Annotated in this window: 25 protein-coding genes and 3 pseudogenes; 8 read left to right on the forward strand and 20 right to left on the reverse strand. The window is 61.4% G+C overall.

The genetic code is table 11. The annotated features are described in order from the left end of the window. Positions 1–52 precede the first annotated feature (52 nt). From PMI09_RS00595 to PMI09_RS00610, 3 genes are all read right to left on the reverse strand, one after another. Entirely contained in the window at positions 53–1,465 is a 1,413-nt protein-coding gene (locus tag PMI09_RS00595; RefSeq protein WP_037081443.1) for a sensor histidine kinase, read from the reverse strand. Further along, entirely contained in the window at positions 1,458–2,123 is a 666-nt protein-coding gene (locus PMI09_RS00600) for a response regulator (protein ID WP_007787816.1), read from the reverse strand. Before PMI09_RS00600 ends, PMI09_RS00595 begins: the two co-directional genes overlap by 8 nt. Positions 2,124–2,655: 532 nt before the next feature. Continuing rightward, entirely contained in the window at positions 2,656–3,531 is an 876-nt protein-coding gene (locus tag PMI09_RS00610) for a LysR family transcriptional regulator (RefSeq protein WP_007787818.1), read from the reverse strand. 100 nt (positions 3,532–3,631) lie between these two features. On the opposite strand from PMI09_RS00610, the gene PMI09_RS00615 reads away from it, so the two are divergent. Next, positions 3,632–4,717 (forward strand): alkene reductase, encoded by a 1,086-nt coding sequence (locus PMI09_RS00615; RefSeq protein ID WP_007787819.1) that lies wholly within the window; start codon positions 3,632–3,634, stop codon positions 4,715–4,717. A gap of 187 nt (positions 4,718–4,904) precedes the next feature. Here the strand turns inward: PMI09_RS00615 and PMI09_RS00620 are convergent, their stop codons facing one another. From PMI09_RS00620 to PMI09_RS00640, 6 genes and pseudogenes are all read right to left on the reverse strand, one after another. Beyond that, positions 4,905–6,173 carry an ABC transporter permease gene (locus PMI09_RS00620; RefSeq protein ID WP_007787820.1) on the reverse strand — a complete coding sequence of 423 codons (1,269 nt, stop codon included), beginning with the start codon at positions 6,171–6,173 and terminating at the stop codon, positions 4,905–4,907. Beyond that, positions 6,170–6,859: an ABC transporter ATP-binding protein gene (locus tag PMI09_RS00625; protein ID WP_007787823.1), complete on the reverse strand. Its 690-nt coding sequence runs from the start codon at positions 6,857–6,859 to the stop codon at positions 6,170–6,172. Before PMI09_RS00625 ends, PMI09_RS00620 begins: the two co-directional genes overlap by 4 nt. A 4-nt stretch (positions 6,860–6,863) precedes the next feature. Continuing rightward, positions 6,864–7,334, reverse strand: a complete 471-nt coding sequence (locus PMI09_RS00630; RefSeq protein WP_007787825.1) for a hypothetical protein — start codon at positions 7,332–7,334, stop codon at positions 6,864–6,866. Between the two features lie 75 nt (positions 7,335–7,409). Further along, positions 7,410–9,167 (reverse strand): alkaline phosphatase, encoded by a 1,758-nt coding sequence (locus tag PMI09_RS00635; RefSeq protein WP_007787827.1) that lies wholly within the window; start codon positions 9,165–9,167, stop codon positions 7,410–7,412. A gap of 386 nt (positions 9,168–9,553) precedes the next feature. Then, positions 9,554–9,661 (reverse strand): annotated as a pseudogene (locus PMI09_RS32710) (DUF3768 domain-containing protein); the annotation flags it as partial. A 207-nt stretch (positions 9,662–9,868) separates the two neighbouring features. Next, on the reverse strand, positions 9,869–10,249 hold the full coding sequence (locus PMI09_RS00640; protein WP_007787828.1) for a winged helix-turn-helix transcriptional regulator: 381 nt from the start codon (positions 10,247–10,249) through the stop codon (positions 9,869–9,871). A 91-nt stretch (positions 10,250–10,340) separates the two neighbouring features. Between PMI09_RS00640 and PMI09_RS00645 the strand changes: the two genes are divergently transcribed. Together PMI09_RS00645 and PMI09_RS00650 are read left to right on the forward strand one after the other, a co-directional pair. Next, complete coding sequence (locus PMI09_RS00645; RefSeq protein ID WP_007787830.1) at positions 10,341–11,066, forward strand: SDR family NAD(P)-dependent oxidoreductase; 726 nt, start codon at positions 10,341–10,343, stop codon at positions 11,064–11,066. Positions 11,067–11,079: 13 nt separating this feature from the next. After that, entirely contained in the window at positions 11,080–11,712 is a 633-nt protein-coding gene (locus PMI09_RS00650) for a DsbA family oxidoreductase (protein WP_007787832.1), read from the forward strand. A gap of 54 nt (positions 11,713–11,766) precedes the next feature. Here PMI09_RS00650 and PMI09_RS00655 read toward each other — a convergent pair whose 3' ends face one another. After that, on the reverse strand, positions 11,767–12,735 hold the full coding sequence (locus tag PMI09_RS00655; RefSeq protein ID WP_007787834.1) for an NAD-dependent epimerase/dehydratase family protein: 969 nt from the start codon (positions 12,733–12,735) through the stop codon (positions 11,767–11,769). Positions 12,736–12,844: 109 nt separating this feature from the next. Here PMI09_RS00655 and PMI09_RS00660 point away from each other — a divergent pair, with 109 nt between their 5' ends. Further along, entirely contained in the window at positions 12,845–13,768 is a 924-nt protein-coding gene (locus tag PMI09_RS00660) for a LysR family transcriptional regulator (protein WP_007787836.1), read from the forward strand. Between the two features lie 186 nt (positions 13,769–13,954). Here the strand turns inward: PMI09_RS00660 and PMI09_RS31890 are convergent. The 6 genes and pseudogenes from PMI09_RS31890 to PMI09_RS00685 all read right to left on the reverse strand — a co-directional run. After that, positions 13,955–14,089, reverse strand: a pseudogene (locus PMI09_RS31890) (plasmid pRiA4b ORF-3 family protein); the annotation flags it as partial. Positions 14,090–14,402: 313 nt separating this feature from the next. Next, entirely contained in the window at positions 14,403–15,317 is a 915-nt protein-coding gene (locus PMI09_RS00665) for an SMP-30/gluconolactonase/LRE family protein (RefSeq protein ID WP_007787844.1), read from the reverse strand. Positions 15,318–15,331: 14 nt separating this feature from the next. After that, positions 15,332–16,282: an ABC transporter permease gene (locus PMI09_RS00670; protein WP_007787845.1), complete on the reverse strand. Its 951-nt coding sequence runs from the start codon at positions 16,280–16,282 to the stop codon at positions 15,332–15,334. After that, the gene (locus PMI09_RS00675; RefSeq protein ID WP_007787847.1) at positions 16,279–17,226 is read right to left on the reverse strand and encodes an ABC transporter permease; all 948 of its coding nucleotides are present in this window, start codon (positions 17,224–17,226) and stop codon (positions 16,279–16,281) included. Before PMI09_RS00675 ends, PMI09_RS00670 begins: the two co-directional genes overlap by 4 nt. After that, entirely contained in the window at positions 17,223–18,674 is a 1,452-nt protein-coding gene (locus tag PMI09_RS00680) for a sugar ABC transporter ATP-binding protein (protein ID WP_007787848.1), read from the reverse strand. Before PMI09_RS00680 ends, PMI09_RS00675 begins: the two co-directional genes overlap by 4 nt. A gap of 70 nt (positions 18,675–18,744) precedes the next feature. Then, positions 18,745–19,761, reverse strand: a complete 1,017-nt coding sequence (locus PMI09_RS00685; protein WP_007787850.1) for an ABC transporter substrate-binding protein — start codon at positions 19,759–19,761, stop codon at positions 18,745–18,747. A 279-nt stretch (positions 19,762–20,040) separates the two neighbouring features. Between PMI09_RS00685 and PMI09_RS00690 the strand changes: the two genes are divergently transcribed. Both PMI09_RS00690 and PMI09_RS00695 read left to right on the forward strand, forming a co-directional pair. Next, a complete protein-coding gene (locus PMI09_RS00690; protein WP_007787852.1) occupies positions 20,041–21,279 on the forward strand; it encodes a GAF domain-containing sensor histidine kinase in 1,239 nt (412 codons plus the stop codon). A 13-nt stretch (positions 21,280–21,292) separates the two neighbouring features. Further along, positions 21,293–22,015 (forward strand): response regulator transcription factor, encoded by a 723-nt coding sequence (locus PMI09_RS00695; RefSeq protein ID WP_003594707.1) that lies wholly within the window; start codon positions 21,293–21,295, stop codon positions 22,013–22,015. 265 nt (positions 22,016–22,280) lie between these two features. Here the strand turns inward: PMI09_RS00695 and PMI09_RS31895 are convergent, their stop codons facing one another. After that, positions 22,281–22,484 carry a hypothetical protein gene (locus PMI09_RS31895; protein ID WP_007787859.1) on the reverse strand — a complete coding sequence of 68 codons (204 nt, stop codon included), beginning with the start codon at positions 22,482–22,484 and terminating at the stop codon, positions 22,281–22,283. A 492-nt stretch (positions 22,485–22,976) separates the two neighbouring features. On the opposite strand from PMI09_RS31895, the gene PMI09_RS32715 reads away from it, so the two are divergent. Next, positions 22,977–23,087 (forward strand): alpha/beta fold hydrolase, encoded by a 111-nt coding sequence (locus tag PMI09_RS32715; RefSeq protein WP_443216153.1) that lies wholly within the window; start codon positions 22,977–22,979, stop codon positions 23,085–23,087. 219 nt (positions 23,088–23,306) lie between these two features. Here PMI09_RS32715 and PMI09_RS00710 read toward each other — a convergent pair whose 3' ends face one another. Further along, positions 23,307–23,600, reverse strand: coding sequence for a type II toxin-antitoxin system RelE/ParE family toxin (locus PMI09_RS00710; RefSeq protein WP_037081449.1), 294 nt, complete (start codon positions 23,598–23,600; stop codon positions 23,307–23,309). A gap of 2 nt (positions 23,601–23,602) precedes the next feature. Further along, on the reverse strand, positions 23,603–23,881 hold the full coding sequence (locus PMI09_RS00715) for a type II toxin-antitoxin system ParD family antitoxin (RefSeq protein ID WP_007787860.1): 279 nt from the start codon (positions 23,879–23,881) through the stop codon (positions 23,603–23,605). Positions 23,882–23,948: 67 nt separating this feature from the next. Between PMI09_RS00715 and PMI09_RS00720 the strand changes: the two are divergent. Then, a pseudogene (locus PMI09_RS00720) lies at positions 23,949–24,521 on the forward strand (transporter); the annotation flags it as partial. 213 nt (positions 24,522–24,734) lie between these two features. On the opposite strand, the gene PMI09_RS00725 reads toward PMI09_RS00720, so the two are convergent. Next, the gene (locus PMI09_RS00725) at positions 24,735–25,040 is read right to left on the reverse strand and encodes a hypothetical protein (protein ID WP_037081534.1); all 306 of its coding nucleotides are present in this window, start codon (positions 25,038–25,040) and stop codon (positions 24,735–24,737) included. Positions 25,041–25,385 lie beyond the last annotated feature (345 nt).

The raw sequence follows: 25,385 nt of genomic DNA on the forward strand, positions 1-25,385 counted from the left end.
AGCATTGCTGGAACGCAGAAAGGGCCGGGTGCACGCTCGGCCCTTTTGGTTTTTACTGTCCAAGCGGCAATGCTACACGGACAAGAAGTCCTCCGGCTTTTCCATCGCTGAGTTCGATCGTGCCGCCGGTGCTATCGACCACTTCCCGCACGATTGCCAATCCGAGGCCGCTACCTTCGGTCTGTGTGCCCATCACTCGATAGAAGCGTTCGAATACCTGCGCGCGCTCGCCTTCGGGAATTCCCGGGCCGGTATCTTCGACCATCAGGATTGCTGTATTTTGGAGCGATTTGACAGCAACGGTCACCGAGCCGCCAGGCGGCGTATAGCGCAGAGCATTGTCGACCAGGTTCACCACCAACTCGCCGAGCATGGTGGTATCGCCGGTCACATTCACTGGACCGCCGTTGTCGAAACCGAGATCGATGCTGCGTTTCAAGGCTTCTTCGGCGATATTTTCGAGCACGGAACGTGTGATGGACGCCAAGTCGGTATGGTCCAAGCGTGGACGGAGGTTTCCGGGCTCGGCCCGCGAAAGAGCAAGCAGCTGCCCGGCCAGCCGGGTAACTTGACGCGTGCTTTTCTGCAGAGCCTGAAGTGCTTCATCGCGTTGACGAATGTCAACTTCCCTGGCCGCCACGGCGGCCTGGGTCGCGATCAGCGCCAGCGGGGTTCGCAATTGGTGAGCGGCATTGGCAACAAACCGCCGCTGAGCCGCCATCTGATTTTGCACGCTCTCCATATGGTCGTTCAAGGCGTGAACGAGCGGCTGCAGTTCTGTCTGCACCATGGATGTCGGAAACGGATCGAGGCGGTCACGACCACGTTGGCGCACAGCGTCTCGCAGACGCAATATGGGCGAAAGTCCTCGCTGGAGACCGATGATGGTGACAAGGCCTGCCAGTAGGACAAGCGCAAGCTGGTTTGCGAAACCGGAAAGCCACAGCTGGCGTCGAATTGCATATTGGCTGCCATGAGTGACACCGACCGTCACAGCAATCGTTCCGTCGCCCCCAAGTCCCACGACTGGATGGTCAAGCATGAGGGCACGAATGCCGTGATCACGAAATGTCAGATCCTCGCCCTTCAGCGCAACGAGCGGCGTCGGCAGATCGGGATATCCTGAGAGCAGGTTGCCCCAGGGGGTGGTCACTCGATAGAACACCTGATCGCCGAAACCCGTGTCAAACATCTCCAATGCGGCGGGTGGAATTTCGACCTCAACGGAGCCACTGTGGTCGACGTGCACGGCCTCGGCAATGACACGAGCCGATGCCAGCAAAGTGCGATCGGCGACGAGCTGGGCTGCGGCTGTGGCAGAACGGAAGCTCAAATAAAGGTTGACGCAGATTGCCCCGGCTAGCGTCAAGACGACCCATGAGACCAGCTGGACGCGCAGGCTGCGCCTTAGCCGAGCAATTCCGCCTCTCAACCTTCGGGCGAGCGATCCTGAGCTGCTAAACATGGCGCAACAGATAGCCAAGGCCGCGCAGCGTTACGATCTGGATGGAGCTGCCTTCAAGCTTTTTTCGGAGTCGATGGACGTAGATTTCGATTGCACTCGGATCGGCGACGTCGTCGAAGCCAAAGACACCTTCGGAAAGAGATGTTTTCGTCACGGTCGCCCCCGCTTTCATGATCAGGTGCTCGAGCACGGCGTGTTCGCGGGGCGTGAGCTGAAGTGGTTGGCCACTCAGCGAAAATTGTCGTGTTTTGCCGTCAAGGATTAGCTCTCCAACCGCAATTTGTGGCGCGGCGACGTCATGACCACGTCTGATGACCGCGCGGATTCTCGCTTCAAGCTCCGCAATTTCAAACGGCTTGGCGAGATAGTCGTCCGCACCGCTATCAAGACCCGCAACACGACCCTCGAGACTGGCGTTTGCAGTGAGAATGATGACGGGCACCTTGTTGCCGGCGCGCCGCAACTGCTTCAAGACCGTCATGCCGTCCAACTTGGGAAGGGAGAGATCGAGGATAACGGCCGAATAGGTCGCAAGACGTAGCATATGCTCAGCGTCAGAGCCGTCCGTGGCGATATCTACAGTGTACTGCGTTTGTCTGAGGGCCTTTGCGAGCCAGGCAGCAAGGTCGGCGTTGTCTTCCACAATAAGCAGGCGCATTTTCTGTGCTCACGTCAACAGGCAACCACCAACCTATCATTGGTCAATGCTGATCAGAACTCCTTGGAATGACAATCTTCCGTCCTGCCTATTTTCCCACGATCGTGACGGGTTTGTCACGTTGTCAGCGATAGGTTGGAATAGCGACGTCAGACGCCTCGCGCCTCCGACCGCTCATGATGCACTTACTGGATGCCGCTGAGACATTCAGCCGGTTCCGCAAGAAGGTCGCAAAGCGTGGCGAGGGCCTCGTCAATGCCGGTGATGGGGCAATGGATGAGCTGCGAAAGACCGCCAAAGACTGCGCTACGCGGTGGGATTTTTTTGAGCCGCTCTATCCGAGTACCGCGAGGCGACTAGCCTTCAAACAGATCGGCGACGGTGCCGGGGCGGGTAGCTGTCGCAATCTTGATGCCGTTTGGCACGTTTCCGCTTCGGCGAGGACGAACGGACCGGACGTTCGTGCAGATTGAAAGGAGCAAGGACGTTGTTTAGACCGGCGACGACGTCGTGTTGGCCGACGCCGCATCAGTTAGGCCTCCCGAAGCCGCTCCTTCACGAAGTCTATGAAACGTTGTGTCTTCGCAGGCAGCAGCCGCGTCTCCGTGACCGCGTAGATCGGCTGCGCCGCGCCCTGCCAATCCGGCAGGATGCGCTGTAGCCTCCCAGCCGCGACGTCATCGGCGACGATCCGTTCAGGTAGGAATGTAATGCCCATCCCCAGCACTGCTAGCTGGCGGATCATCGAGACGCTGTTCACACGAAAGCGGCTTTCGACCTTGGGATCGGCGGTACCTGCAGCGGAATGTACGGGCCAGCTCGGCATGGTGGGCATCGTCAGACACTGGTGCTGCTCGAGATCTGCCGGTTTCGAGGGCTCGCCGTTGACCTGAAGATATTCCGGTGCAGCGTAGAACTGTGCGGAAATCCGGGTGATAACGCGGCTGATGAGCGTTGCGTTTTCGGGCGCTCTCATTCGGATCGCCAGATCGAAAGGCTCTCCAACGAGGTCCACGTTGCGCGGCGTCAGATCGAAATCGAAGCTGATACCGGGATAGAGTGCTGCGAACTCCGGTAGCAACGGAGCGACGTATGTCGTCGCGAAATCTACGGGCAACGAAACTTTCAGAACGCCTGTGGGCTGCGCGACCATGTCGCCAAGCTCCTCGTAGGCAATTCTAGCTTCGTCGACGATGCGGCTGCACCGCTCGTAGTAGAGCTGCCCGGCTTCGGTGAGTTCAATCTTGCGCGTTGTCCGGTTGAGCAACCTTAACCCGATGCCTTCCTCAAGGAGAGCAATCCGACGCGAAAGGGTCGAGTTCGGCATTCTAAGAACGGCGGCAGCACGGCGGAAGTTCCGCGTCTTCACCACCTCGACGAAGAGTGCCATGTCGTTCAGGTAATCCAAAGCATTGCTCCACTGGATGGATAATGTTTCCCATTTTCCTAGGGTTATCCCGTTGGATGAGCAAGTCCATATGAGGGTGACCAACGAAGGAAAAACAGCAATGAGCGATATCTTTACACCTGTCACCCTGGGCGGCATTGAACTTCAGAACCGTCTCGTCATGGCGCCCATGACCCGGTCCCGTGCGAATGCCGATGGCACACCAAGCAAACTGGCCGCCGAATACTATGCGCAGCGGGCAGCCGTCGGCCTGATCGTCACCGAGGGCACGCAACCCTCCGACGATGGGCAAGGATACCTCACAACTCCGGGCATCTACACGGACGCCCATGTCGAAGGATGGAGGACGGTGACCGACGCCGTCCACAACAACGGCGGCCGCATCTTCGTGCAGCTGATGCATGCGGGCCGCATGTCGCATCCCGACAATACGCCGCATCATCGTCAGGGCGTAGCGCCTTCGGCCATTGCGCCGGGCGTTCCCATGTTCACGTCCACGGGCATGCAGGACATTCCCACACCACGCGCCATGACGACGGACGAGGTTCGTCAGACCGTGGCTGACTTCCGATACGCTGCACGTCGCGCGGTCGAGGCCGGAGCGGACGGCGTCGAAGTTCATGGCGCGAACGGCTATCTGGTCCAACAGTTTCTCGCCCCCAGCGCCAACATCCGGAGCGATGAATACGGTGGCTCGATCGAGAATCGTTCCCGTTTCGCGCTCGAAGTCGCCAGAGCGATTGCGGAAGAGATCGGCGCCGACCGTACCGCCATCCGTTTGTCACCCGGCATCACGATGTGGGGTATCGACGAGGGTACCGAGGGATCCGCCCTTTACCGTCACCTCGTTGGCGAACTCGACAAGCTAGGACTGGCGTACCTTCATATCATGCACAGCGGCGTCGAAGAACGATTGGTGGACATCCGCAAGCGTTGGCATCGAGCCCTGATCATCAACAGACCCGGACGTCCTCGTGATGAGATCGGCGCAGACATAGCCACAGGACTGGCCGATCTCGAATCTTATGGCCAGATGGCGTTGGCTAACCCGGACTTCATCGATCGTCTGAAGGTTGGGGCGCCAATGAATGAGGCTGACCGCGCGACGTACTTCGGTGGGACAGAGAAAGGCTTCACGGACTATCCCACATTGATCGACGCGGCGACGGACAAGGAAGCCGTCTGATGAAGCGGGACAGCTCGATCCTATGGGGGCGCAATGAAAAGAGTTCGTTCCGACGAACAGCAGGAGCAGATAGGGCAGGAGCGGGTGGATATGAAGGCGAGACATAAGAATTGACTTCCCAATATCGTCCAAACCGATGGTTGGAACCGCTCGTGTGGGAGTTAAGCAAAGTGCAGAATGTCTCCGATCACCCACGGAGTGCCGATGCTGGCGGCTGGCGGTAGGCGAGGATGGCGGGCACGGATGAAATCAGTGCCGCAAAGGCAAACAGCGCTGCTGCGAACCCGGCGTCTTCGCGCGCGAAGCCCACGGGCATGCTGACGCCGCTGCCGCCTGCCACGATGCCGGAGATCGCTAGTGCTGCCGCGTAGCCGAGTGCAAAGCCGAGAACCAAGCCCAAGGCCACCAGCACGAACAGCTCCAGCCAGACGATCGAAAACAGTGCCCGTCGCGGTGCACCGAAGGCTCGGAGCGCACCGATCTGCCGCCGCCGCTGGCCAACATGCATGACAGTGACCAGCAGCAGGGACGCGGCGACCAGTGTCTGCGATCCGGCGGCAACGGCAAACAGCACGCGCTTGGCGTCACCAAGTGTCGCATAGAGCCGGGTCAGCACCTCGGCCGGGAAAACAGCGAGTGTCGCGCCGGCGCGGTATTGCTGCCTGAGCTTATAGGCGTCGGCGATGGTCTTAGGTTTCACCAGGATCGCTGGCAGGCCGGGAACAGCTGCGTCCCAGGTTTCATCGACCGGCGCATCCGGATCAACGGCATTATGCTCGTCTTCTGCATGGATCTCGACCACCTGGTCATGCTCGTCGTGGTGATCGCCCTCATCGACCTCATCGTGGTGGCCGCCCATGCCATGGATATGCCAGACGGCCTGGATCGGTACCAGCACGGCGCGATCCCAAGCAGTGCCCGTTGGCTTCAGACGGCCAACGACATGATAGGCAAGTTGGGTATGGGTATGTCCCCCTTCCTCCGCCGAGCCGTGCATTGGCTTGATCTGGTCGTCCAGCTTGAGGGTGACGCTTGCGCCGATCACGGCCTCGCCCTCTCTGGCAAACACCTTGCCGTCGCTCAGGCCGCCAGTGAGACTGTGCACCAACGCCGTCGTCGTGCCGACGATCGGGTAGCCCCTGAAGGAATCGCCGAAGCCGATCGGGGCGGCCCAGGCGACACGCGGATCGGCAGAGAGAGCGGTCAGCACCTGGCCGTCCATCAAGGGCAGCGGCGAAGCCTGGAGGAAGACGGAGGAGAGCACCAGCTGGTTCTCGCTGCCGGCAGCCCCGATAACCAGGTCGAACCTGTCGGCGGCGCGCGCGCTGCCCAGCCGCAACGCCCGCTCCTGTAGCGTAACGGCAACCCCGAGCGCCACCGCAAGCGCCACGATCAGCACGATGACTGCCGAGCCGAGCCAATATTTGCGGAGATCGGCGAGGACGAACCGGATCATGCCGCCCGCTCCACTACGCCGGTATCGCTCATGATTTGCCCGAGATTGAAGGTGATCTTGCGCTGAAGCCGGTCCGTCAGCCGCACATCGTGGGAGACGACGATCAGCGTGCTTTTTTCCTGGTTGGCGAGTTCGAGCAGCAGCGTCCCCACGGCCTCACCGCTCTCGACATCGAGGCTGGCGGTGGGCTCGTCCGCGATGATGACACCGGGCGTGCGCAGCAGCGCACGCGCCACGGCCACGCGCTGCATCTCGCCGCGCGACATTGTCTCGATCCTCTGTTCAGGTCGGTCAAGCCCCGTCCGCTTCAAGAGATCATGCGCGCGGCCGATGATCTTGGCCGAGGCCGCGCCGGCCAGCCGTGCCGGCAGCAGGGCGTTTTCCAGAGCCGAAAGACCGGGGAAGAGGTGGAAGTCCTGCATGACCAGGCCGACATTCTCTGCCCGCCAGCGGTCGCGGCGGCTTTCAGAGAATTTGACAATGTCCATGCCGCTCCAGTCGATGCGGCCCTGGCGTGCCCGTTCGAGCCCGGTGACGATATTGACGAAAGTGCTCTTGCCGGAGCCCGAAGCGCCGGTAATCGCCACGTGGGTTCCAGCGGGAATAGCCAGCCTGCCGATATCGAGCGCCGGCGTAGCGAGCCCAGGATAGGATACGGAGATGTCGGCAAGCGTGAGTGACAGCATGCGTTCAGGCGATCGAGTAGGTTGCGCCGCGCAATCTCAGACGGCTGAGAAAACCGGTTTCCGGATCGGTCCAGGAGCCAACTTCGAGCTTGCCGGATACTTCGATGCGCACGCCCGGCTGCACGAAGGTCTGCGCTGCATCGAGGTAGATAACGACGATATTGTCCGGCCAGTCCGCGTCGGTTGAGCAGAACGGGCAGATCGACATCGGGATTTCGGTCAGCACGAAAAATTTCGCCTCGGCCTTCAATGGCGGTGCCATGAAGCCGCTCATCTCGACATCCTGGCCGTCGAGCGACTTGGCCTTATCTGAGAATTCGAGCCCGAGCACGCTGATCTTGCCATAAAGGTCATCGAAGCTCAGTCGGGTAGGCGCGGCGACTGCGGGCTTGGCAATTGTGACCAACGGCGACAGGCCGACTATTGCCAGAGCATCACGCCGGCTGATCCCGGAACGAGAGCAAATAGTGCCCATGGCCGATATCCTCATGGTTCGGAAATAGCAGTTCCGGGCGGTGTGCGCGGCCCGGAACTGCATCATTGGAATAGATTACATATTCTGGTCGTTGCCGAGCGCAAAGGTGTCTGCGAGAACGCGATAGACATCGCTCTCTTCCATATAGCCCTTGAACTCCTCAGCACCCGGGCCGGTCGCCTGCAGCACGACGTCATCGACAGCGTGAACAGCCGTCTCGGCGTTGCGCGGCAGATTGCCTTCGCGCAGCACCGCGCCGGGAGCATCCTTATAGGCAGGATTGGCGATGTATTCCTTCTTCTCGTTTTCGATTGCCGGTTCGAACGGGCCGTCCATCTTCGGGCGGAAAGTCTCGTAATAGTCCGGATAGTTGTTGGCGAAGATCGCCAGGCGGCGGCTCACGTCGACCTTGTCCGGGAAGCCGTCGCCGTTCTTGTCTTCGTAGTTCGGGAAGCCAGCATCGGCGTAGACGCCGACCTTCTCGCGCATGTCGGTACCCGGCTTCTCATCGTCGATCGTGCCGATGACGGATACGCCATGCGTATGGTCGCCGGTGACGACGATCAGCGTGTCGGGATGGGTCTTGGCGAACTCGCGGGCCAGACCGACAACCTGGTCGAACTCGATGGTTTCGAAGACCGAGCGTTCCCAGTCCATCGTGTGCGCCTGCTTGTCGATCGAGGCGCCTTCGATCATCAGAAAGAAGCCTTCCGGATTCTTGGAAAGCTGATCGAGCGCAACCTTGGCCATGTCCTTGAGGCCGGGCTGGTTCGGGAACTTACCGACTGTGCCTTTCTTGAGGAATTCACGGTCGAGTGTCACGTCCATGTTACCGGTGTGGAACAGGCCAAGGATCTTGCCGGTATTCGTGCCCGCAGCGGAGGCGAGTTCCGTCTTGTCGGTCGCCAGCGCATAGCCATCATCTTTGAAGGTCTTGATCAGATCCTTGTCGTCCTTGCGCTTGGAACCGGGCACGTCCTTCGAAAGGAAGTATGCCGAGCCGCCACCGAGGATCACATCCGGCTTGGTGTCTAGAAACATAGCAGCGATATCGGCTTTGTCGCCGCGCTTGCGCGTATGGGAAACGACGGCAGCCGGCGTGGCGTCCTCGATCTCGGCGGTAGAAACGACGCCGATCGACTTCTTGGTCAGGCGACGCACCGCCTCGGCGATATTTTCCACACGTGGGTCATCCAGCGAGGCTGGCGTACGGTCGGCGTAGACACCGAGCGCGTTGATCGCGGTCTTGTGGCCGGTCATGTAAGCCGACATCGTGTTGGCGCTGTCTGTGGCGATCGCATTGGTCGACGACGTGCCGATGAAGGCCATGTGGTCGAGATCGTCCATGTTGAGGCGGCCGTTGGCCTTGCCCTCGGCCATGCCCTTGGACATCAGGCGGGCGGCGGTGCGATGGCCGACGGACAGGCCGTCGCCAAGCAGGAAGATGATGTTCTTGGCTTTCGGCGTGGCGGAGGTATCGAACACGTCCCAGGTCGCGGTCTTCGTCTGGTTGCCGGCGCTGACTTCCACCTTGTAGGCGCCAGCCTTGGCAACCTTGGCGGCGCGGAGGATCACGGCAGAACCGAGGCTCTTGCCGTCCTTATCCTGCTCATCGGCCACGAAATCGAAATCGGCGCCGAGAACAGACTTGGCGTCCTGTCCATTGATGGTGACCTTCACATCTTCCTTCTTGACGACACCGTCGAACTCGACCTTGAAGTCGAAAGGCGAGCCGGCGAGGATCGTGGCACGATCAAGCGGGTAGACGGTGGCTGCGTCGGCAGCACCAGCCAGCATGGTGGCGGCAGCAAGAGCGGTCAGAAATTTACGCATGGGATCCTCGCGCGTTTATGAAGTACGTTATGGGTCGTGATTAGCGAGCTCCCATGACACATGGATGACAGGGGATAAGCAGTCGGACTTCCGCGACTGCGGCGAGCCATGCAATGGTCGCGGACGTTGGCCAGATCGCGGAGATGCTCACCGCATTCACGACGGGTGAGCGGTCGATGGAACGTGCCCTGCGGGCCGAGCGACAGGCACGCACGTCGCCAACGAACCACCCGCAGAACGTCTGCAAGGGCGACTGGTTCAGCACTGGCGACCCATGGCAACGCCGCAGTGGCGGGCAGCTCGTGGGACGTGAGCGACATGACCTTTCCAAAAACCAGACAGGTCGTAGTAGTCGATTTTCCAGAAGACTTTGTGGCCGTCGATGCTCACGGCGCGCCGAAATCATGGTTGCCATGGGGATCGTTGCCCGGTGCGAAGGGCCTCAAGGGTCTGGACGCCTTCGCGATTCGTGGTTGGGTCACGTCCGGCAGACTGCGAACGCCGGCTGAAGGCCTTACCTATGATGTCCGAAGTCGTTGATGTTAAGAAGATTCTTGCCCGCCGAACGGCGGTTCGTATCCCATCAAGGCGACAGGTTCAGCTTGGCTCACCGTAGGTCGCACGGCTGAGCATCTGAACAAGGGAAGGCGGAACACTCATTGATCGGCAATGCAACAGGCAGGGCCGGTTATCCATTCTCGCTAACTTGCTTCGCCATCATGCAAGGCACGATTTGCTTCGATTTCCTGCAGATGGTTCAGCACCCACATGGAGAGCTGTAACAGAGGGTCGGAGAGCGAGCGGCCGAGATCGGTCAGGCTGTACTCGACTTGCGGCGGTATGGTCGGGTAGACCTTGCGCCTCACCATCCCGTCGCGCTCCAAGGCTTTCAAGGTACGGGTAAGCATCTGCTGGGAAATGCCGCCGATCAGCCGTTTCAGTTCGTTGAAGCGTCGCGGCCGCTCGGCCAGCATCGTGATTGCCATGACGGTCCACTTGTCGCCCATGCGGCCGAGGATCTCGTTGACCTTCCGGCAGCTCGGGTCGGTGCCCGGTTCATTGGGCGGGGTAGGCATATGCATGTGACCAGGCCTCGAAAATATGCGTTCTTGCGACGTTGGTGGTCAGCATATCATATCTAGTCAGTAAAACATACCATCTCAGGAGTACGTTATGACTGACAGAAAAACCATTGCCCTATTCGGCGCCGGTACCGGGCTCGGCAGCTCGCTGGCCCTGCGGTTCGGCCGCGAAGGCTATCGCGTCGCGCTCGTTGCGCGGCGTGCCGGGCCGCTCGAGGAGCGCGTGGCCGAACTCGCCAAGGCCGGTATCGAAGCCGCGGCGTTCCCGGCCGATCTCACCAATCTCGACGGGATCGCGCCGCTCGTGGGCTCCATCGAAGAACGCTTCGGCTCGATCGACGTCGCGATCTACGCCCCGGTGCCGTCGGACGCCGGCTTCGTGCCGGCGGTAGAGCTCGACGCGGGAAAGCTGCGGGCAGTGGCCAATATCTTCACCTTCGCGCCGGTCGAGGTGTCGCATGCGGTGCTATCAGGCATGTTGGCGCGCGGTAACGGCGCGATCGTCATCGTCGGCGGACTGACGGCTGTCGTGACGATGCCGGGAATGAGCGGTGTCGGCCCGCTGATGGCGGCGGCCCGCAACTATGCCTTCACGCTGAATGCCGAGGTTGCGGAGAGGGGCATCTATGCCGGCACGGTCAATATCGGTGCGTTCATCGACCGCTCGACCGGCCTTCGTGCCGCGACGGCGAACGGCATGACCCTCGGTCCAGAATATCCGGTGATCAACCCCGACGGTATCGCTGACGAGATTTGGGACCTCGTCACCAAGCGCGACCGAGTCGAGGTCATCCTCCCGCCGCTGCCTTCGGCCTGAGCGGGTGGGGGTTATGTTGCAGATCGACCTTTACACCGAGATTACCTGCCCCTGGTGCATCATCGGACTACACCGGCTCGACAAGGTGCTATCCGAGCGCTTCACGGGTCTTGCCGCCGATATCAGGCATCACCCCGTTTTGATGATGCCGGACGTACCGGCGGACGGGCTTTACATTCCGGACCTGCTTCTCGCCCGCTACGGCGTCTCCGATCCGAAGGCCGCGTTCGCGCGGCCCGAGGCCGAGGCCCGCGCCTCCGGACTGGAGCTCAATCTCAGCCGGCAGCTCTGGACCTATCCGACACACGCGGCCCATGCGCTGATCCTCGCTGCGCGCGATCGCGGCACACAACACGCGCTGGCGGTGGCGATCTGCGCGGCACATTTCCTCGGCGCTAAGAATATCTCCGATGCCGATCTACTCGCCGATATCGCGGCGGACCATGGCTTTGATCATCTGGAGGGCCGCGCGATTGCGGTGGATCCCGCCTGGCATGCGCGCGTCGAGCAGGCAGCGGCGCAATCCGCTGCTGCCGGTATCCGCTCGGTTCCCCACTTCGTCTTCGGCGGACGCGTTGCGATCAATGGCGGCCGCAGCGAAGACGAGATCGCACTGGCGATAAGCGAGGTCGTCGCGAGCGGTTGAGAGGCAGGTGCGGCCTGACCGGATCGGGATGACTCGCAGGGTGTCGAGCGATGCTCATAGCCGAGCGTCTGGAGCAATCACTATTCCGGACGCTATCATTGCCCTAAGGGATTCTTTGACGGCCTCGAAGCTCGTGTAGCGGGGTTGATAGTCGAGACGCTGGCGACTTTTCTCGATCGAGTGACAGGAGCTTCGGATGATGTGGCCGCGGCTGTTTTCGGCATAATCTCCGAGGCCGAGGATCCATTCTTCGAATGGCTTGTAGGCAAGGCGCGGCTCCTTGCCGAACCAGCTGAAGACCGTTTCGGCATAGCCACGCAGCGTCACGGCCTGTTCGGAGACGATGTTGAAGACTTCGCCGATGGAGGCTGCGCGATTGTCGATCGCCGCGATGATCCAGCGGGCGACGTCGTCGGCGTGGACGTGATGGACCGTCTCCAGTCCGAGGTTTGGCAACACCAGTTCGTCGCCACGAGCGATCTGCGAAAAGATCTCCGGATTGGCATTGCCGATTGGGTTGATAGGGTTCCAGCCTTCGCCGACGATATGACCGGGCCGGAAGCAGGTGGCAGGAAAGCCGGCAACCCGGGCCTGGCGCATCAGCCAAGCTTCGCTCTCCGCCTTGCCCCTGCCATAGGCATCGATCGGATTGGTCGGATCGGCCTCGGTGGAGGGCATCGTGAATAAGCGGCCGTAGACCCAGATCGTGCTGCAGAAGAGGTAGTGCTCGATCCTGCCGCGCAGCGCCTCGACCACCTGCTGGGTGCTGGCGAGATCGAAGGCGATCATGTCGATGACGATATCAGGCTCAAGGGCTGCGATCTTGGCGCCGAACTGGCCGAATTTTTCCTCGGCTGCGCGGTCGAGCGCGACATGTTCGATGCGGCTCCAGGCCTCACACGGGCGATAGGGCTTGGCGACGCCGCGGCTGACGTTGACCACCTGGTGCCCGCGCTCGACCAGCGCCGGCACCAGATAACTGCCGACATGGCCGCTGCCTCCAATAATGACGATACGTGACATGGCTCATCTCCTCAAAGCTCTATAAATCCCGGTGAAGCTGAAGCTAACACGCATTGCCTATCGCGATTAGCAGCCGTAAACTCGATGCACCTGTGAAATAAGCTCAGCAATGCCACGCGACCAGATCAACGAACTCACCGCCTTCCTTGCCGTTGCCCGGGAGCGCAGCTTTACCCGGGCGGCGGCCGAACTCGGCGTTACGCCCTCGGCGCTCAGCCACACAATCAAAGGGCTGGAGGAGCGGCTTGGGTTGCGGCTCCTGTCGCGGACGACCCGCAATGTGGCGCCGACCGAGGCCGGGGAGCGTCTGCAGCGGCAGGTCGGCCCGCTCTTCGAGCAGATCGCCACCGAGATCGACGAGATCGGCTCGCTGCGCGACCGGCCGGCCGGCACGATCCGGATCACCTGCACCGACGCGATGATCGAGACGATCTTCCGGCCGAGGCTCGGCGCCTTCCTGCAGAAATATCCCGACGTCCGCGTGGAGCTCGACATGAACTACGCACTGGTCGATATCGTCGCGGAGCGTTTCGATGCCGGCGTGCGGATCGGCGAAGCGCTGGAGAAGGACATGGTGGCGACACGGATCGGGCCGGACTGGCGCTTCAGCGTCGTCGGCTCGCCTGGTTATTTCGCGCGTCATGCGCCGCCGGTCACGCCACAGGATCTGCGCGAGCACAATTGCATCAATATCCGGTTGTCGGCCTCTGGCGGCACGCTGAAATGGGAGTTCCGCTCGCCCGAAGGGCGCGACATCAGCCTACGCGTGGAGGGGCAGGCGACGTTCAACACGTCCGGCGGCGCGCTCATCGGCGCGGTCGACGGGCTCGGCCTCGGCTGGATCCCGCAGGAATTTGCCGCCCCATATCTTGCGGACGGCCGCCTCATCGAGGTTCTCAGTGACTGGTGCCCCTCCTATGAGGGCTATCATCTCTATTATCCCAGCCGCAAACAGCACTCCCCGGCTTTTGCCGCGTTCGTCGATGCGATGTGTTATCGCGGGCCGCTTAGAAGCAGAGAGGCCGGAAATTAGGAAGTTCCGGTGTTGGCGAATTCGCCAAACGTTCCTCAGGTTTGGCTTCAGTTGCGGTACTGGTCTCCCAAGAAGATTGATGGGGGCAACTGCACGGGGCGTTCGAACGCATAAGTATCAGTCTGTCGCAGCGATTCAGCGGTTCGATTCCCTTCGAGGGCGTTCCACCTGGAATCCTCGCCCAAATCATTTCTTCGGGATGGCTTTCGGTTTCGGTTGATACAGACGCCGTTTGACGTTCGCGCTTAGAGCATTGCGGAGATCTTTGTCCACCATCGAAAGGTCGAACCATTCCGGATCAAAGTATCCACTGCACCAACGACTTGCGAAGTCGCCCTAGAACCCTGTTCAGTCTACTAGCTTCAATAGGTTGTGGGCTTTTGAAGTTCGGTGGAACCGCAAGCTCGGCCAGGTAGGCGCTCAGGTCAGTTCAGCGCGCTGCCGAACGTCCCCCGGAGAGGCAGGTAGGATCAGGGGATGAAAATTGTTGGCTTGTTTGTCTCCAAGACCCGCAGTGGCAAATCTTGATCTCGATCGAGACACTATGGCGCGTAAAATACAAATTCGTGAGGCGTGGCACGTTCTTCAATTCAACGCACAGGTCTTGGGTTCCTGTCCCATTAAGGTGGGCACCTTACGGCATCTGAGAGCCGGTCACGGCGACGTAAAGTGAATAGAGCGAGCGGGTTGCTGCAATAAACAGCCGGTTGCGTTTGGGGCCGCCGAAGGTGAGGTTTGCGACCGTTTGCGGTACGCGGATCTTGCCGATCAGTTTACCCGTCGGGTCGAAGCAATGCACGCCATCGCCGGCGCTCGACCAGAGGTTGCCGTTCACGTCTGTGCGGATGCCGTCTGGAATGCCATTGTCGATCAGGCAGAAGACGCGGCCGTTCGTGAGCCTGCGACCGTCGACCACGTCGAAAGCGCGGATGTGGCGTGGCAGGCTTTCGTCGTGGCTTGCTGCCGAATCCGCCACGTAGAGAATGGTCTCGTCGGGCGAGAAGGCGAGGCCGTTCGGCTGGATGAAATCCGTGGCGACCGCCGTAAGCTCGTCGGTCGTCGGATCGAGCCGGTAGACGTTGCGGGTCGGTTGCTCCGGCTCCGCGCGATAGCCTTCGTAGTCCGACATGATGCCGTAGGTGGGATCGGTAAACCAGATCGTGCCATCGGACTTCACCACCACGTCGTTCGGCGAATTGAGCCGCGCGTCCTCGAAACGGTCGGCGAGCACGGTGATCGAGCCGTCGACTTCGGTGCGCGTGAGGCGGCGCGTACCATGCTCACAGGAGATGAGCCGTCCCTGCCTGTCGCGCGTATGGCCGTTGGTGAAGTTGGACGGTTGCCGATAGACTGAGACGCCGCTCTCGGGCGTCCATCGCAGCATCCGCTGGTTGGGAATGTCGCTCCACAGAAGTTGGTTCGCGTCGTTGAACCAGACGGGACCCTCCGCCCAGCGGCAGCCGGAATAGAGTTCGTCGAGACCGGCGCTCGTCACGATCATCTGCCGGAAACGTGGGTCGTGAATTTCGTAGATGCTGGCCTCGGCCATGGCGGTCTTTCCGTTTATCGCATGCCGGCTCGGCGACCGCCGGCGAGCATGATGACGCTGATGATGATGAGGCCGGTCATGATGAGGCGGATGCCCGCGCCGAGCCCGTAGGTGTTGAGCATGGAGACGACCAGGAACATGAAGAGCGATGCGCCCCAAATGCCCGGCACGTTGGAATCGCCGCCGGCGACCGCCGTGCCGCCGATCACGACGACGGCGATCGACATCAGGAGATATTCCGAGCCCATGTTGAGCGCCGCACCGCCGGAAAAGCAGGCAAGCAGATAGCCTGCGACCGACGCGAGCACGGCGCAGAAGAGGTAGGTGACGAAGCGCGTGCCGTCGACCGGTATGCCCGCCATACGCGCGGCCGGCATGCTCTGGCCGATCGCCGAGATCCAGCGCCCGTAGATCGTCTTTTCGAGCAGGAACCAGGCAAGGATCGAGATGAGGAGCGCGACGATCGCCACGTTCGGCACGCCAAGCGTGTTCGACGTCGTGAACTCCGCAAGCATGCTCGGAGGCTTGATGCGCAATCCCCGGTTCGTCCAGATCGCGGCGGACTGTACGATGAAGCTCATCGAAAGCGTCGCGATGATCGGCGGAATGCGTAGCGCCTTGATGAGCGCATAGTTGCAGAGGCCGACGACGAGGCCGATGACGATGACGACAAGAAGCCCGGGCAGGATCATGCCGTTTTCGACATTCATCAGCTTCAGCGCCACCGTGCCGGCAAGCGTCATGGTGGCGGGAACCGAGAGATCGATGTTGCCGGGACCGAGCGTGATGACGAACATCTGGCCGATGCCGACGACGACCGAGAAGGCCGCGAAGGTGAGAGCGGCCTGCGACAGGCCGAGCGTGCTGGCGCCGAGCGTCACGATGATCGTCAGGAACCAGACGACAAAGGCGGCAAGCCATGACCAGATCCAGGGTTTGCCGAAAAGGCGCAGCATGGGGGTCATCGGCGTTTCTCCCGCTTCTCGAGACGGTTCAGGATCAGGCGGAGCGCGAGCACGATGATTAAGATCGCGCCCTGAGCCCCGATCTGCCAGTCCGGCGAGATGCGTAGGAAGGACAGGAAAGAGCCGGCGAGCGTCAGCGTCAGCGCGCCGATGACGGCACCGATGGGTGAGACGCGGCCGCCGATGAACTCGCCGCCGCCGAGGATCACGCCGGCAATCGACAGCAGCGTGTAGCGCAGCGCGATATTGGCGTCGGCTGAGGTGGTCAGGCCGACGAGGGCGATGCCAGCCAGCACCGCGAAGAAGCCGGCAAGGCTATAGGCGGCGGCGCGCGCCCCGACAATCGACCAGCCGGCGCGCTCGACCGAGCGCTGGTTGCCGCCGATGCCCCGGATCAGCACGCCGAGCGAGGACCGCATGACAACGAGGTGGGCGACGGCGGCGATGACGATGCTGGCGACGATCGCCATCGGCGCTAGCGGCGGCTTGACGGTCATCAGCCAGCGCACCCAGTCCGGCGCCTGCCCGCCGGGTGCCGGCAGCAGCAGTACGGCAAGGCCGCCCCATACGAAACTCATGCCGAGGGTCACGACAATGGACGGCAGGTTGCGCAGATGGATGACAACGCCGAGCGCCGCATAGGTCGCGATCGCGCCGGCAAGGATCACGATGCCGGTCACGGGGGCATCCCGCAGAAAGGTCGCGGTTACGCAGGCGACGAAGCTGACGAAGGTTCCCATCGAAAGATCGAGATCGTTCACCGCCATCACGAGCATCTGGGCGATCGTCGCAAGCGCGATGGGCACAGCCAGGTTAAACAGCAGGTTAAGCCCGACATAGCTCATGGCGCGCGGCTGCAACCAGAAGACGGCGGCGAGCAGCAGCGTCAGCGACAGGGCGGGAATGGCAAGACGCATGGCGTCGGACGAGAGCCGGAACGTCATGCGGCAACCCCCTCGAAGGAGGCGGCGATGATGTTCTTCTCATTGACGGCGTCGCCGACGAGTTCGGCCGTGATCCTGCCTTCTCGGAACACGTAGACGCGGTCGCAGAGGCGGACCTCGTCCATTTCCGTCGAGTACCAGATGAAGGTGCGGCCGCGCGCCGCTTCCTGGCGGATGATCGCGTAGACCTCCTGCTTAGTCCCGACGTCGACGCCGCGCATCGGATCGTCCATCAGGACGATCGGTGCGCGCGTCGAAAGAGCGCGTGCGAAGAGCACCTTCTGCTGGTTACCGCCGGAAAGTGACAGGATGCGGTTGTCCATATCGGGCGTGCGGATCTCGATCCGCCGCTTCCAGTCGGCGGCTTTTGTCTCCTCTTCGCTCACGAGAATGACGCCGCGCCGGGACAGGTCGCTGAGCGAGGCGATGGAGAAGTTGCGCAGGATGCTCCACAGTTCGAAGACGCCGTTGAGGCGGCGATCGCCGGCGACGAAGGTGACCTGCGGATCGCGCTCAGGCAGCCAGTTGCCGGACTGGGCGGCATGCAGGGCGAGCAGGAGCTCGGTCTGCCCGTGGCCCGCAAGACCCGTCAGTCCGATGATCTCACCCTTGCGCGCCGTGAACGAAAGGCCTGCAGCCTGATGGGACAGGATAAGCGGAGCGGTGGACTGTTCGCGCGCCGAAGCCTGCCCGGTCTCCTCTTTCGCAACGGTGCCCATGGCTTCCACGAGGCCGTGATGGTCGAAGCCGTGCGCCGGACGTTCGGCTGCGACGCGGCCATCCTTCATGACGACGATGCGGTCGGAGGTTTCGAGGATCTCGTGCAGGATATGCGATATGAAGATGACGGACCCGCCCGCGGCGATGAAGCGGCGGACATGGTCGAGCATCTGGCGAGCAAGGCTTGCGTCGAGCGACGAGGTCGGTTCGTCGAGGATCACCAGCCGCGGCGCAATGCCGGCATCGGAAAAGGCCATGGCGATCTCGACCATCTGCCGCTCGGCGATCGAGAGATCTCCCACGGCCCGACTGCTGTCGATGCCGTGGTTGGGAAACACGGTATCGAGGCTCTTCTCGATGATTTTTGCCGCGCGCCTCCGCCAGCCAAAGCCACCGAGATGGCGATGCATGATGCGCGTGTTCTCGACGATGGAGAGGTTGGCGCAGAGCGAAAGTTCCTGGAAGACGCAGCGCACGCCGCGGGCTCGCGCCGCGTTGATGCCGTAGCGCTCCAACTGCTCACCGTCGCTCGCGATGCTTCCTTCGTGCGGTGTGAGGCCGCCGTTGATCACGCTGACGATCGTGGACTTGCCAGCTCCATTGTGTCCGACGAGCCCGACGCATTCGCCCGGCATGACGCGAAGCGTAACGCCGTCGAGTGCCCTGACCGCGCCGAAGCTCACCTTGGCGCCATCGACCGCGATCACCGCCTTCAAAACGTCATTCATGCTGCCCGCCACATCTGCTTGCAAAAATGCCGCGCAGCCATTTGCGGCCACGCGGCAGTCGCCGGGAGATTTACTTTGCCGATTCGATGACCTTGATTGCGTCCGCCTGCGTGTATTCCACGTTGGCGACGCCGCCGGCCTGGGTATTGGCGAGGTTCGTTTCGAGATTGTCCTGGTCGATGCGCAGGAAGGGCACGACGAGGTCCTTCTTGACCTGCTTGCCGTCAAGGATCTGCTGGGCGACCCAGAAGGCGAGCGTGGAGACACCGGGTGCAATGGACACGGACATGGTCTCATAGCCCTTCGCGTCCTTCTGCTCCTTCCACCACTTCAGTTCATCTTCGCGGTTGCCCATGACAATGATCGGCATCTTCCGGTCGGTCGCGGCAATCGCCTGTGCGGCACCATAACCGTCGCCGCCCTGCGTCACCACGCCGACGATATCGGGCAGGCTCGGTAGGATGCCGGCAACCGCCTTCTGCGCCACGTCCTGCGCCCAGTCTCCGTGAACGGAACCGACAACCTTGAACTGCGGGAACTGCTTGGCGCCCTCATGGATGCCCGCCGAGATCTCGTCGTCGACGAAGACACCAGCAAGGCCGCGGATCTCGAGCAGGTTGCCGCCGTCGGGGAGTTTTTTCGATAAGTATTCCACCTGGCTGCGGCCCATTTCCTTGAAGTCGACGGCGATGCGCCAGGCGCATGGTTCCGTCACGATGCCGTCGAAGGAAACGACGATGATGCCGGCGTCGCAGGCTTCCTTGACCGCGCCGTTTAGCGCCGTCGGCGAGGCGGCGTTCAGCACGATCGCGTCATAGCCCTGCAGGATCATGTTCTGGATCTGCGCGGCCTGTTCCGTCGCCTGGTTCTCGGCGGTGGTGAAAGGATCGGCGCTGGCAACGACGCCGGTCTTGACGGCTTCACCCGTCACCTTGCCCCAACTCGTCAGCATGGCCTGGCGCCAGGAGTTGCCGGCATAGTTGTTGGAAAGGGCGATCTTCTTGGCCGATGTGTCGGCAAAGGCGGAAACGGGCATCGCGGCGCAAGCGATAGCGGCCGATGCCAGAAGCATCTTACGGATTGTCATGTCTTCCTCCCTCATGATCGCGCTGGTCGGCGGATCGCTTCACTCCTGTCCCGCCCAATCGGGTTCGAGTGAAAATTGTTCTTGCACTGAGCATCCTCTTCTCAGTAAGGGCAGGATGCGGGAGATCGACCGGCCTGTACAGGGGCAAGGCGGCAAGTCGTTTGCGGGTTTTGCCTAACAAGCTGCGGGTTTACGCAAGACGGCGGCGCTTCCGCTGGCGCTTACTGCGAAGCGATCGCGGCGGGTTGAGGAGCCTGCCATCTCGGGGAGGAACTGACGATGCTGCATCTCGCACCCGCAGCCATGTTCGACCACTATCTAGGCATTTCCCGGCTGCTCGCGGGCCAGCTAGACTTCCGCTCGGCCATCCGTTCCGTCGCGGCCGAGGTCGCCCATATCATCCCGCACGACCATCTCGATGTCTGTGTGCTGCTTGAGGACGGTAACTACCACACGGCCTACGAGACGGGCATCGAGACCGCCTGGGGCGACCTTGCTGGTGCGCCTGTGGTCAACAGCCCCATCCGCTCGCTGCTCTGGGGCGAGGTGGACTTTCTCCTGGCGGAAGACGCCATGACGGACCCGCGTTTCCACTTCGAGGGCGCATTCAAGCGGCCGATCGTCGAACAGTCGCTGAGGAGCCGCTTGCATGTACCGATGAAGGTGCAGGGCACGATCATCGCGGCGCTCTCCTGTTCATCGCAAAGGGCGAGCGTCTATACAATGGAGGATATCGAACGCGCCCGCATCATCGCCGACCTGCTGACGCCCTATTTCTTCGCGCTGCAGGCGGCTGAGCAGGCCCAACGCTCAGCCATCGTGGAGGCGGAGGCGCGCGCCCGCGAGGAGGGGTTGCGGCAAGGCGCGCTGAAGCTTACCGAAGCACTGGAGCAGGAGCGCCAGCGGATCGGCATGGACCTGCACGACCAGACGCTCGCCGACCTGACACGGCTCGCCCGCCGGATCGATCGGCTGTCGCGCAACGGCGAGGTGGCGCCCGAGGCGCTGGAGCCCGTGTCCCGTTCTCTCCAGCATTGCATGCAGGATCTGCGGCAGATCATCGAGCAGGCAAAACCCTCCGTGCTGCAGCTCTTCGGCCTTTCCCAAGCGATCGAGCATCATCTGGACCGATCGACCCGCGACACGGGATCGGGCATCGAATGGGGCCTCGTCGACGAGACGAATGGCGCGCTGGAGCGACTGGAGCCGACCGTCAGCATTGCCTTATTCCGGATCGCGCAGGAGGCGATCAACAATGCGGTGCGTCATGCCGCCCCGCTGGCGATCATGGTGCGGCTCGGGGCCGACGACGAACGGCTGTCGATCGAAGTCTCCGATGACGGGACCGGGCTCGCCAAGGCGCGGGGACGGATTGGCGGAGGCATCGACAACATGAAGACCCGTGCGCGGCTGATCTCGGCGCGCTTCACGACCGGGCCAGGTCACAACAATCGCGGGACTGTTGTGCGGGTCGTGCTGCCGCTCGTGCCGCACGACCCGGCGAGCGGGCCAACCTGAGGAGAAGGGCATGATGAAGGTTCTGATCGTCGAGGACGACCCGCTGCACCGGTCCTATCTGCACGAGGCGGTCAACGCTGCCCTGCCAGAATGCGACACGGTGATCGAGGCGGAGAACGGAACCGTCGGCGAGAAGCTTGCCCGCGACCACAAGTCGGCGCATATCGTCATGGACCTGCAGATGGCCAGCCGCAACGGCATCGAGGCGGCGCGCACGATCTGGAAGGAGCGGCCGGAGACCCGTATCCTGTTCTGGTCGAATTACTCGGACGAGGCCTATGTGCGCGGCGTCTCCCGCATCGTGCCGGACGGCGCCGCCTATGGCTATGTGCTCAAATCCGCCTCCGACGAGCGGCTGAAGCTTGCGCTACGCTCGATCTTCATCGAGAGCCAGTGCGTCATCGATCGCGAGGTGCGGGGCCTGCAGCAAAAGAGCCTCGGCCAGACGAACGGCTTCACCGATTCCGAATACGAGATCCTCGTCGATATCGCGCTGGGTCTCACGGACCGGGCCATCGCCAAACGTCGGGGCCTCTCGCTGCGCAGCGTGCAGAACCGCTTGCAGCAACTCTACGACAAGCTCGACGTCTACCAGAGCGCCGGCGACGACCATGAGGACGGCCGCTTCAATCTTCGCGCCCGCGCCGTCACCGTCGCTTTCCTGCGCAAACTCCTGAACTACAGCGCTCTGGAGCGGGCTGAGGCAGAGCTGCAGGAGTGGCTTGACGGAAAGTAGTCTCCAGAGCTGCTTTCACGCGCAGCTTCGGGTCGTGGCCTCCGTTGCATAGAATGACTGCTCATGGATCAGGCCCGGCAGCCGTCGCCTGGGAGGTAGGCGGCTCTCACATGCAAGTAAAATGGTACTGACCAGTGCGTGAACCTTTTCATACGCTGGCAGATCCGACTGCCGCTCTGCAGATCTGCTAAGCGGCAATCGGGAGAGCCGAAGGGCTGCGGCAGTCTTCGCGCTTGCTTCCCGCGACGCGCGTCGGTACTTGATACTAATTTACCGCAACCCGCCGAGCGAGTGCCATGACGTAGTCATCGGCGATATCAGCCAAAGTCAGGGCGACCTCCGGTTCATTCCACCCCGCCGCGAGGGTCCTTTGCACGAAATCGCGAAACGCCGCCGCGAGTACCTCCTCGCGATCAAGAGCTCGGCAGGGATCATTCGCGGCTTGCATTATCAGACGGATAGCTTTCATTGATGCGCCCCTCACGGTTTGCCTTGTTGCACCACAAGTGCATTCGCCATGCACTCAGCCTCTTGCCATGCGCTATTATGCTTCTTTTCTAATGCCTTACGCGCTGCGTGTCGTTAGCTTCCGATCCCAAAACTTGCAGCGGCGTCCATTTCTGCGGCTGGGGGAAGTGGCAGTGGTCAATCATTCCCTTCGCTCAGGAATGATTGGATGACAACGCGTTCGATAGACCGATGATCGGTTTGCCGAATTGACAGTCCTTTCCCGTGGTGGAGCCTGTCGTGCAACTCATGTCGCAAGAACGCATCGCCAGGCGGGTTCGGTTTTCGGTCCGATAGAGATCGGAGGCGGGTAGCCAGCTGAAGCTGCAGGTGCTCTTGATAGGCGAGAGGCAAGGGGTAACTCTCGCATGATCTCTTGCCTGCCATCGCAACCATCAAAGATGACGTGACGTTGCGTCTCCGGACGGAGGAGGCGGCCCAAAAGCGGCCTTCCATGGTTCATGGTTTCCCGCAGACAAGCCATTTGTGGCGCAAGGTCACGCCGCTTCTGGTAAAGAGAGGCTTCGGCGTGATCGCCCCGGATTATCGGGATGCAGGTTGCTGATCGAAACCGGCTGGAGCTTACGACAATGGAGCATGGCCTGCGACATCAAGCTCCTCCTTCTCGGACATCGCGGTGTTTAACGGCCAATCGTGCTCGTCGGCCACGATATCGACTTGCCACTCCAGGCGACGTCATTCAGGACGGAGATGCGAGTTGATCCGCGCGGCTCAGTGTTTGAGCTGAAGTGCCCCGGTAAGCTTGCCGCTACGAGGCCAGCCCTTAAACAACGACTTGGGGGGAGATCTTTCGGCGCCCGTGCAGCACTCGGATGATTTCGACCGCGCCGCCGGTGAGCCGATAAAGAGTTAGATACTCGCCTGAGACCAGATACCGAATACCCGGTGCGATATCGTCGCGCGCCACTCCCGAGTAAGGGTGTCGTGCAAGATGCTGCCAGCGAGCCTCAATCGCATCGAGAACTCGATCAGCTGCGACTATGTTTTCAACAGCAATGTAGGACCAGATTTCGATTAGGTCTTCATCGGCACGATCCGTGCGGACAATCGAAAGCACAGTTAGCGTTCGTGTCGTGGAGATTCAAAGCGATGGCGCGCGGCAGCTTTCACCTCTGCCATCGTCGAGCGCGAACTTGGACCGCTGTCGATGCCCTCCTGAACAAGCGCTCGCAGATCCTCGACTGTATAACCAAGCAAATCCCGTCGTTCCTTCCACTCACGCACGGCGTCGCGGATGGCTTCGCTAGTCGATGCATATTCGCCAGCATCGACCGCGCTTCGCACAAATCCCGCCATCTCAGATGTCAGTGCAATGGTAATCTTCTCGACCGTCGCCATCGCAGAAGCCTCCTTCTCGTCACATCCACGGTATGCTATTAGCGTACCGCAGGCAAGGGGCCAGTAGGATTGGAACCTGATGTCCCGCACGATCGCGCCGGTCATCTGGCAAAACGATGTTGCGGGCGATTCAGGGCATCAGTTCGGGCTTGGCGACATTACGCAGAGCCTGTTCTTCTCGCCCAAGCAACCCGGTCCCGACGGTCTGATCTGAGGTCAGGGCCCGGTCTTCCTGCTGCCAACGGCCACCGATGAGTTTTTGGGCAGCGGCAAGTGGGGTGCCGGTCCGACGGCCGTTGCCCTCAAGCAGGAGGGCCCCTGGACCTACGGAATGCTGGCAAACCATATCTGGTCGTTTGCGGGCCAGAACAACAGGGACGACATCCGTTCCACATTCCTGCAACCCTTCGTCGCCTACACGACTCCGGAAGCCTGGACCTTCACGCTGAACACCGAGAGTACGTACGACTGGGAGCACAACGAATGGTCCGTCCCAGTAAACTTCCAAGTTTCGAAGTCCTGAAGTTCGGCGAACAACCAGTCAGTCTTGCCGCGGCTGCACGCTACTGGGTCGAGCTCCTGAAGGCGGCCCGGATGGCTGGGCTTCCGTGTTGTCCTAACCTTCCTGTTTGCGAAATAGGGCTTTGTTTCCGCCGGGCGGCAACGGCTGTGGCATGTTTCGAAAATACTGCCGGAATACTCCTTTGATTCAATTGAATAAGCCGATTTTGGTGGTCTTTGCTACCTAATGCCGCAAAACTGGCTGACTCATATGATTTTTCTCGCGCAGCGCCTTGATCGCGCTTGGCGTCAGTGCCTCGGGAACAGAGAGGCAAGCAAGCGGCGCGAGTTCTTAAATTCCTGACCCGTCGAGCTGCAGGGCGTCGTCGCCTTCCCAGGGTGAGGGCATCGAAGTGCGATTGAGATTGGCCGAGGGCATCGGCATCCAGCACTTCAATTCCGGCTCGGCGTATCCAATGATGCGGCCCGGTGAGGAATCAGAGGCGCGCCAGCCTTCTGCACCGAACTGATCGCCATTCGACCAATACGCGAGGTCAACGGCTGCCGGCCCCTGTTCGGACGGGTAGATCGTGACGAGGATCCGACTTCCGTCTTTCGGCGCGCTTGCCATGTGGCGCCAGCGGTCTGGCTCGTCCATCATTTTGTCCTCCTGCCTTGCTGGAGGTTGCAAGTGTCGCCTTGCCATCGAAAACGGTCAACTCAAACTTTGCACGACCCATCCTCTGTCGATTGATTGTCCGATCAAGAGATCGGGTGGGTTTCTTGAGCATCGGCAAAACGACGCTACTGACCACGACGCACAGCCCCGCCGAGGACAGAGGAGCGCAAGCTACCAACAGACAATCTTCGCTTTAGGCTGCTGCTCGTTCAGTGTCGGCGACCTGCTCCTTGAAATGGTTCCCAAGCGCTTCAGCGATATCCGCTGCTTCCTGCCTGCCGCTGCTCATGGTCCGGCGCTCGCGACCAAACGCAGTGTCCAACC

This window comes from Rhizobium sp. CF122 (assembly GCF_000282035.1).
Lineage (GTDB): Bacteria > Pseudomonadota > Alphaproteobacteria > Rhizobiales > Rhizobiaceae > Rhizobium.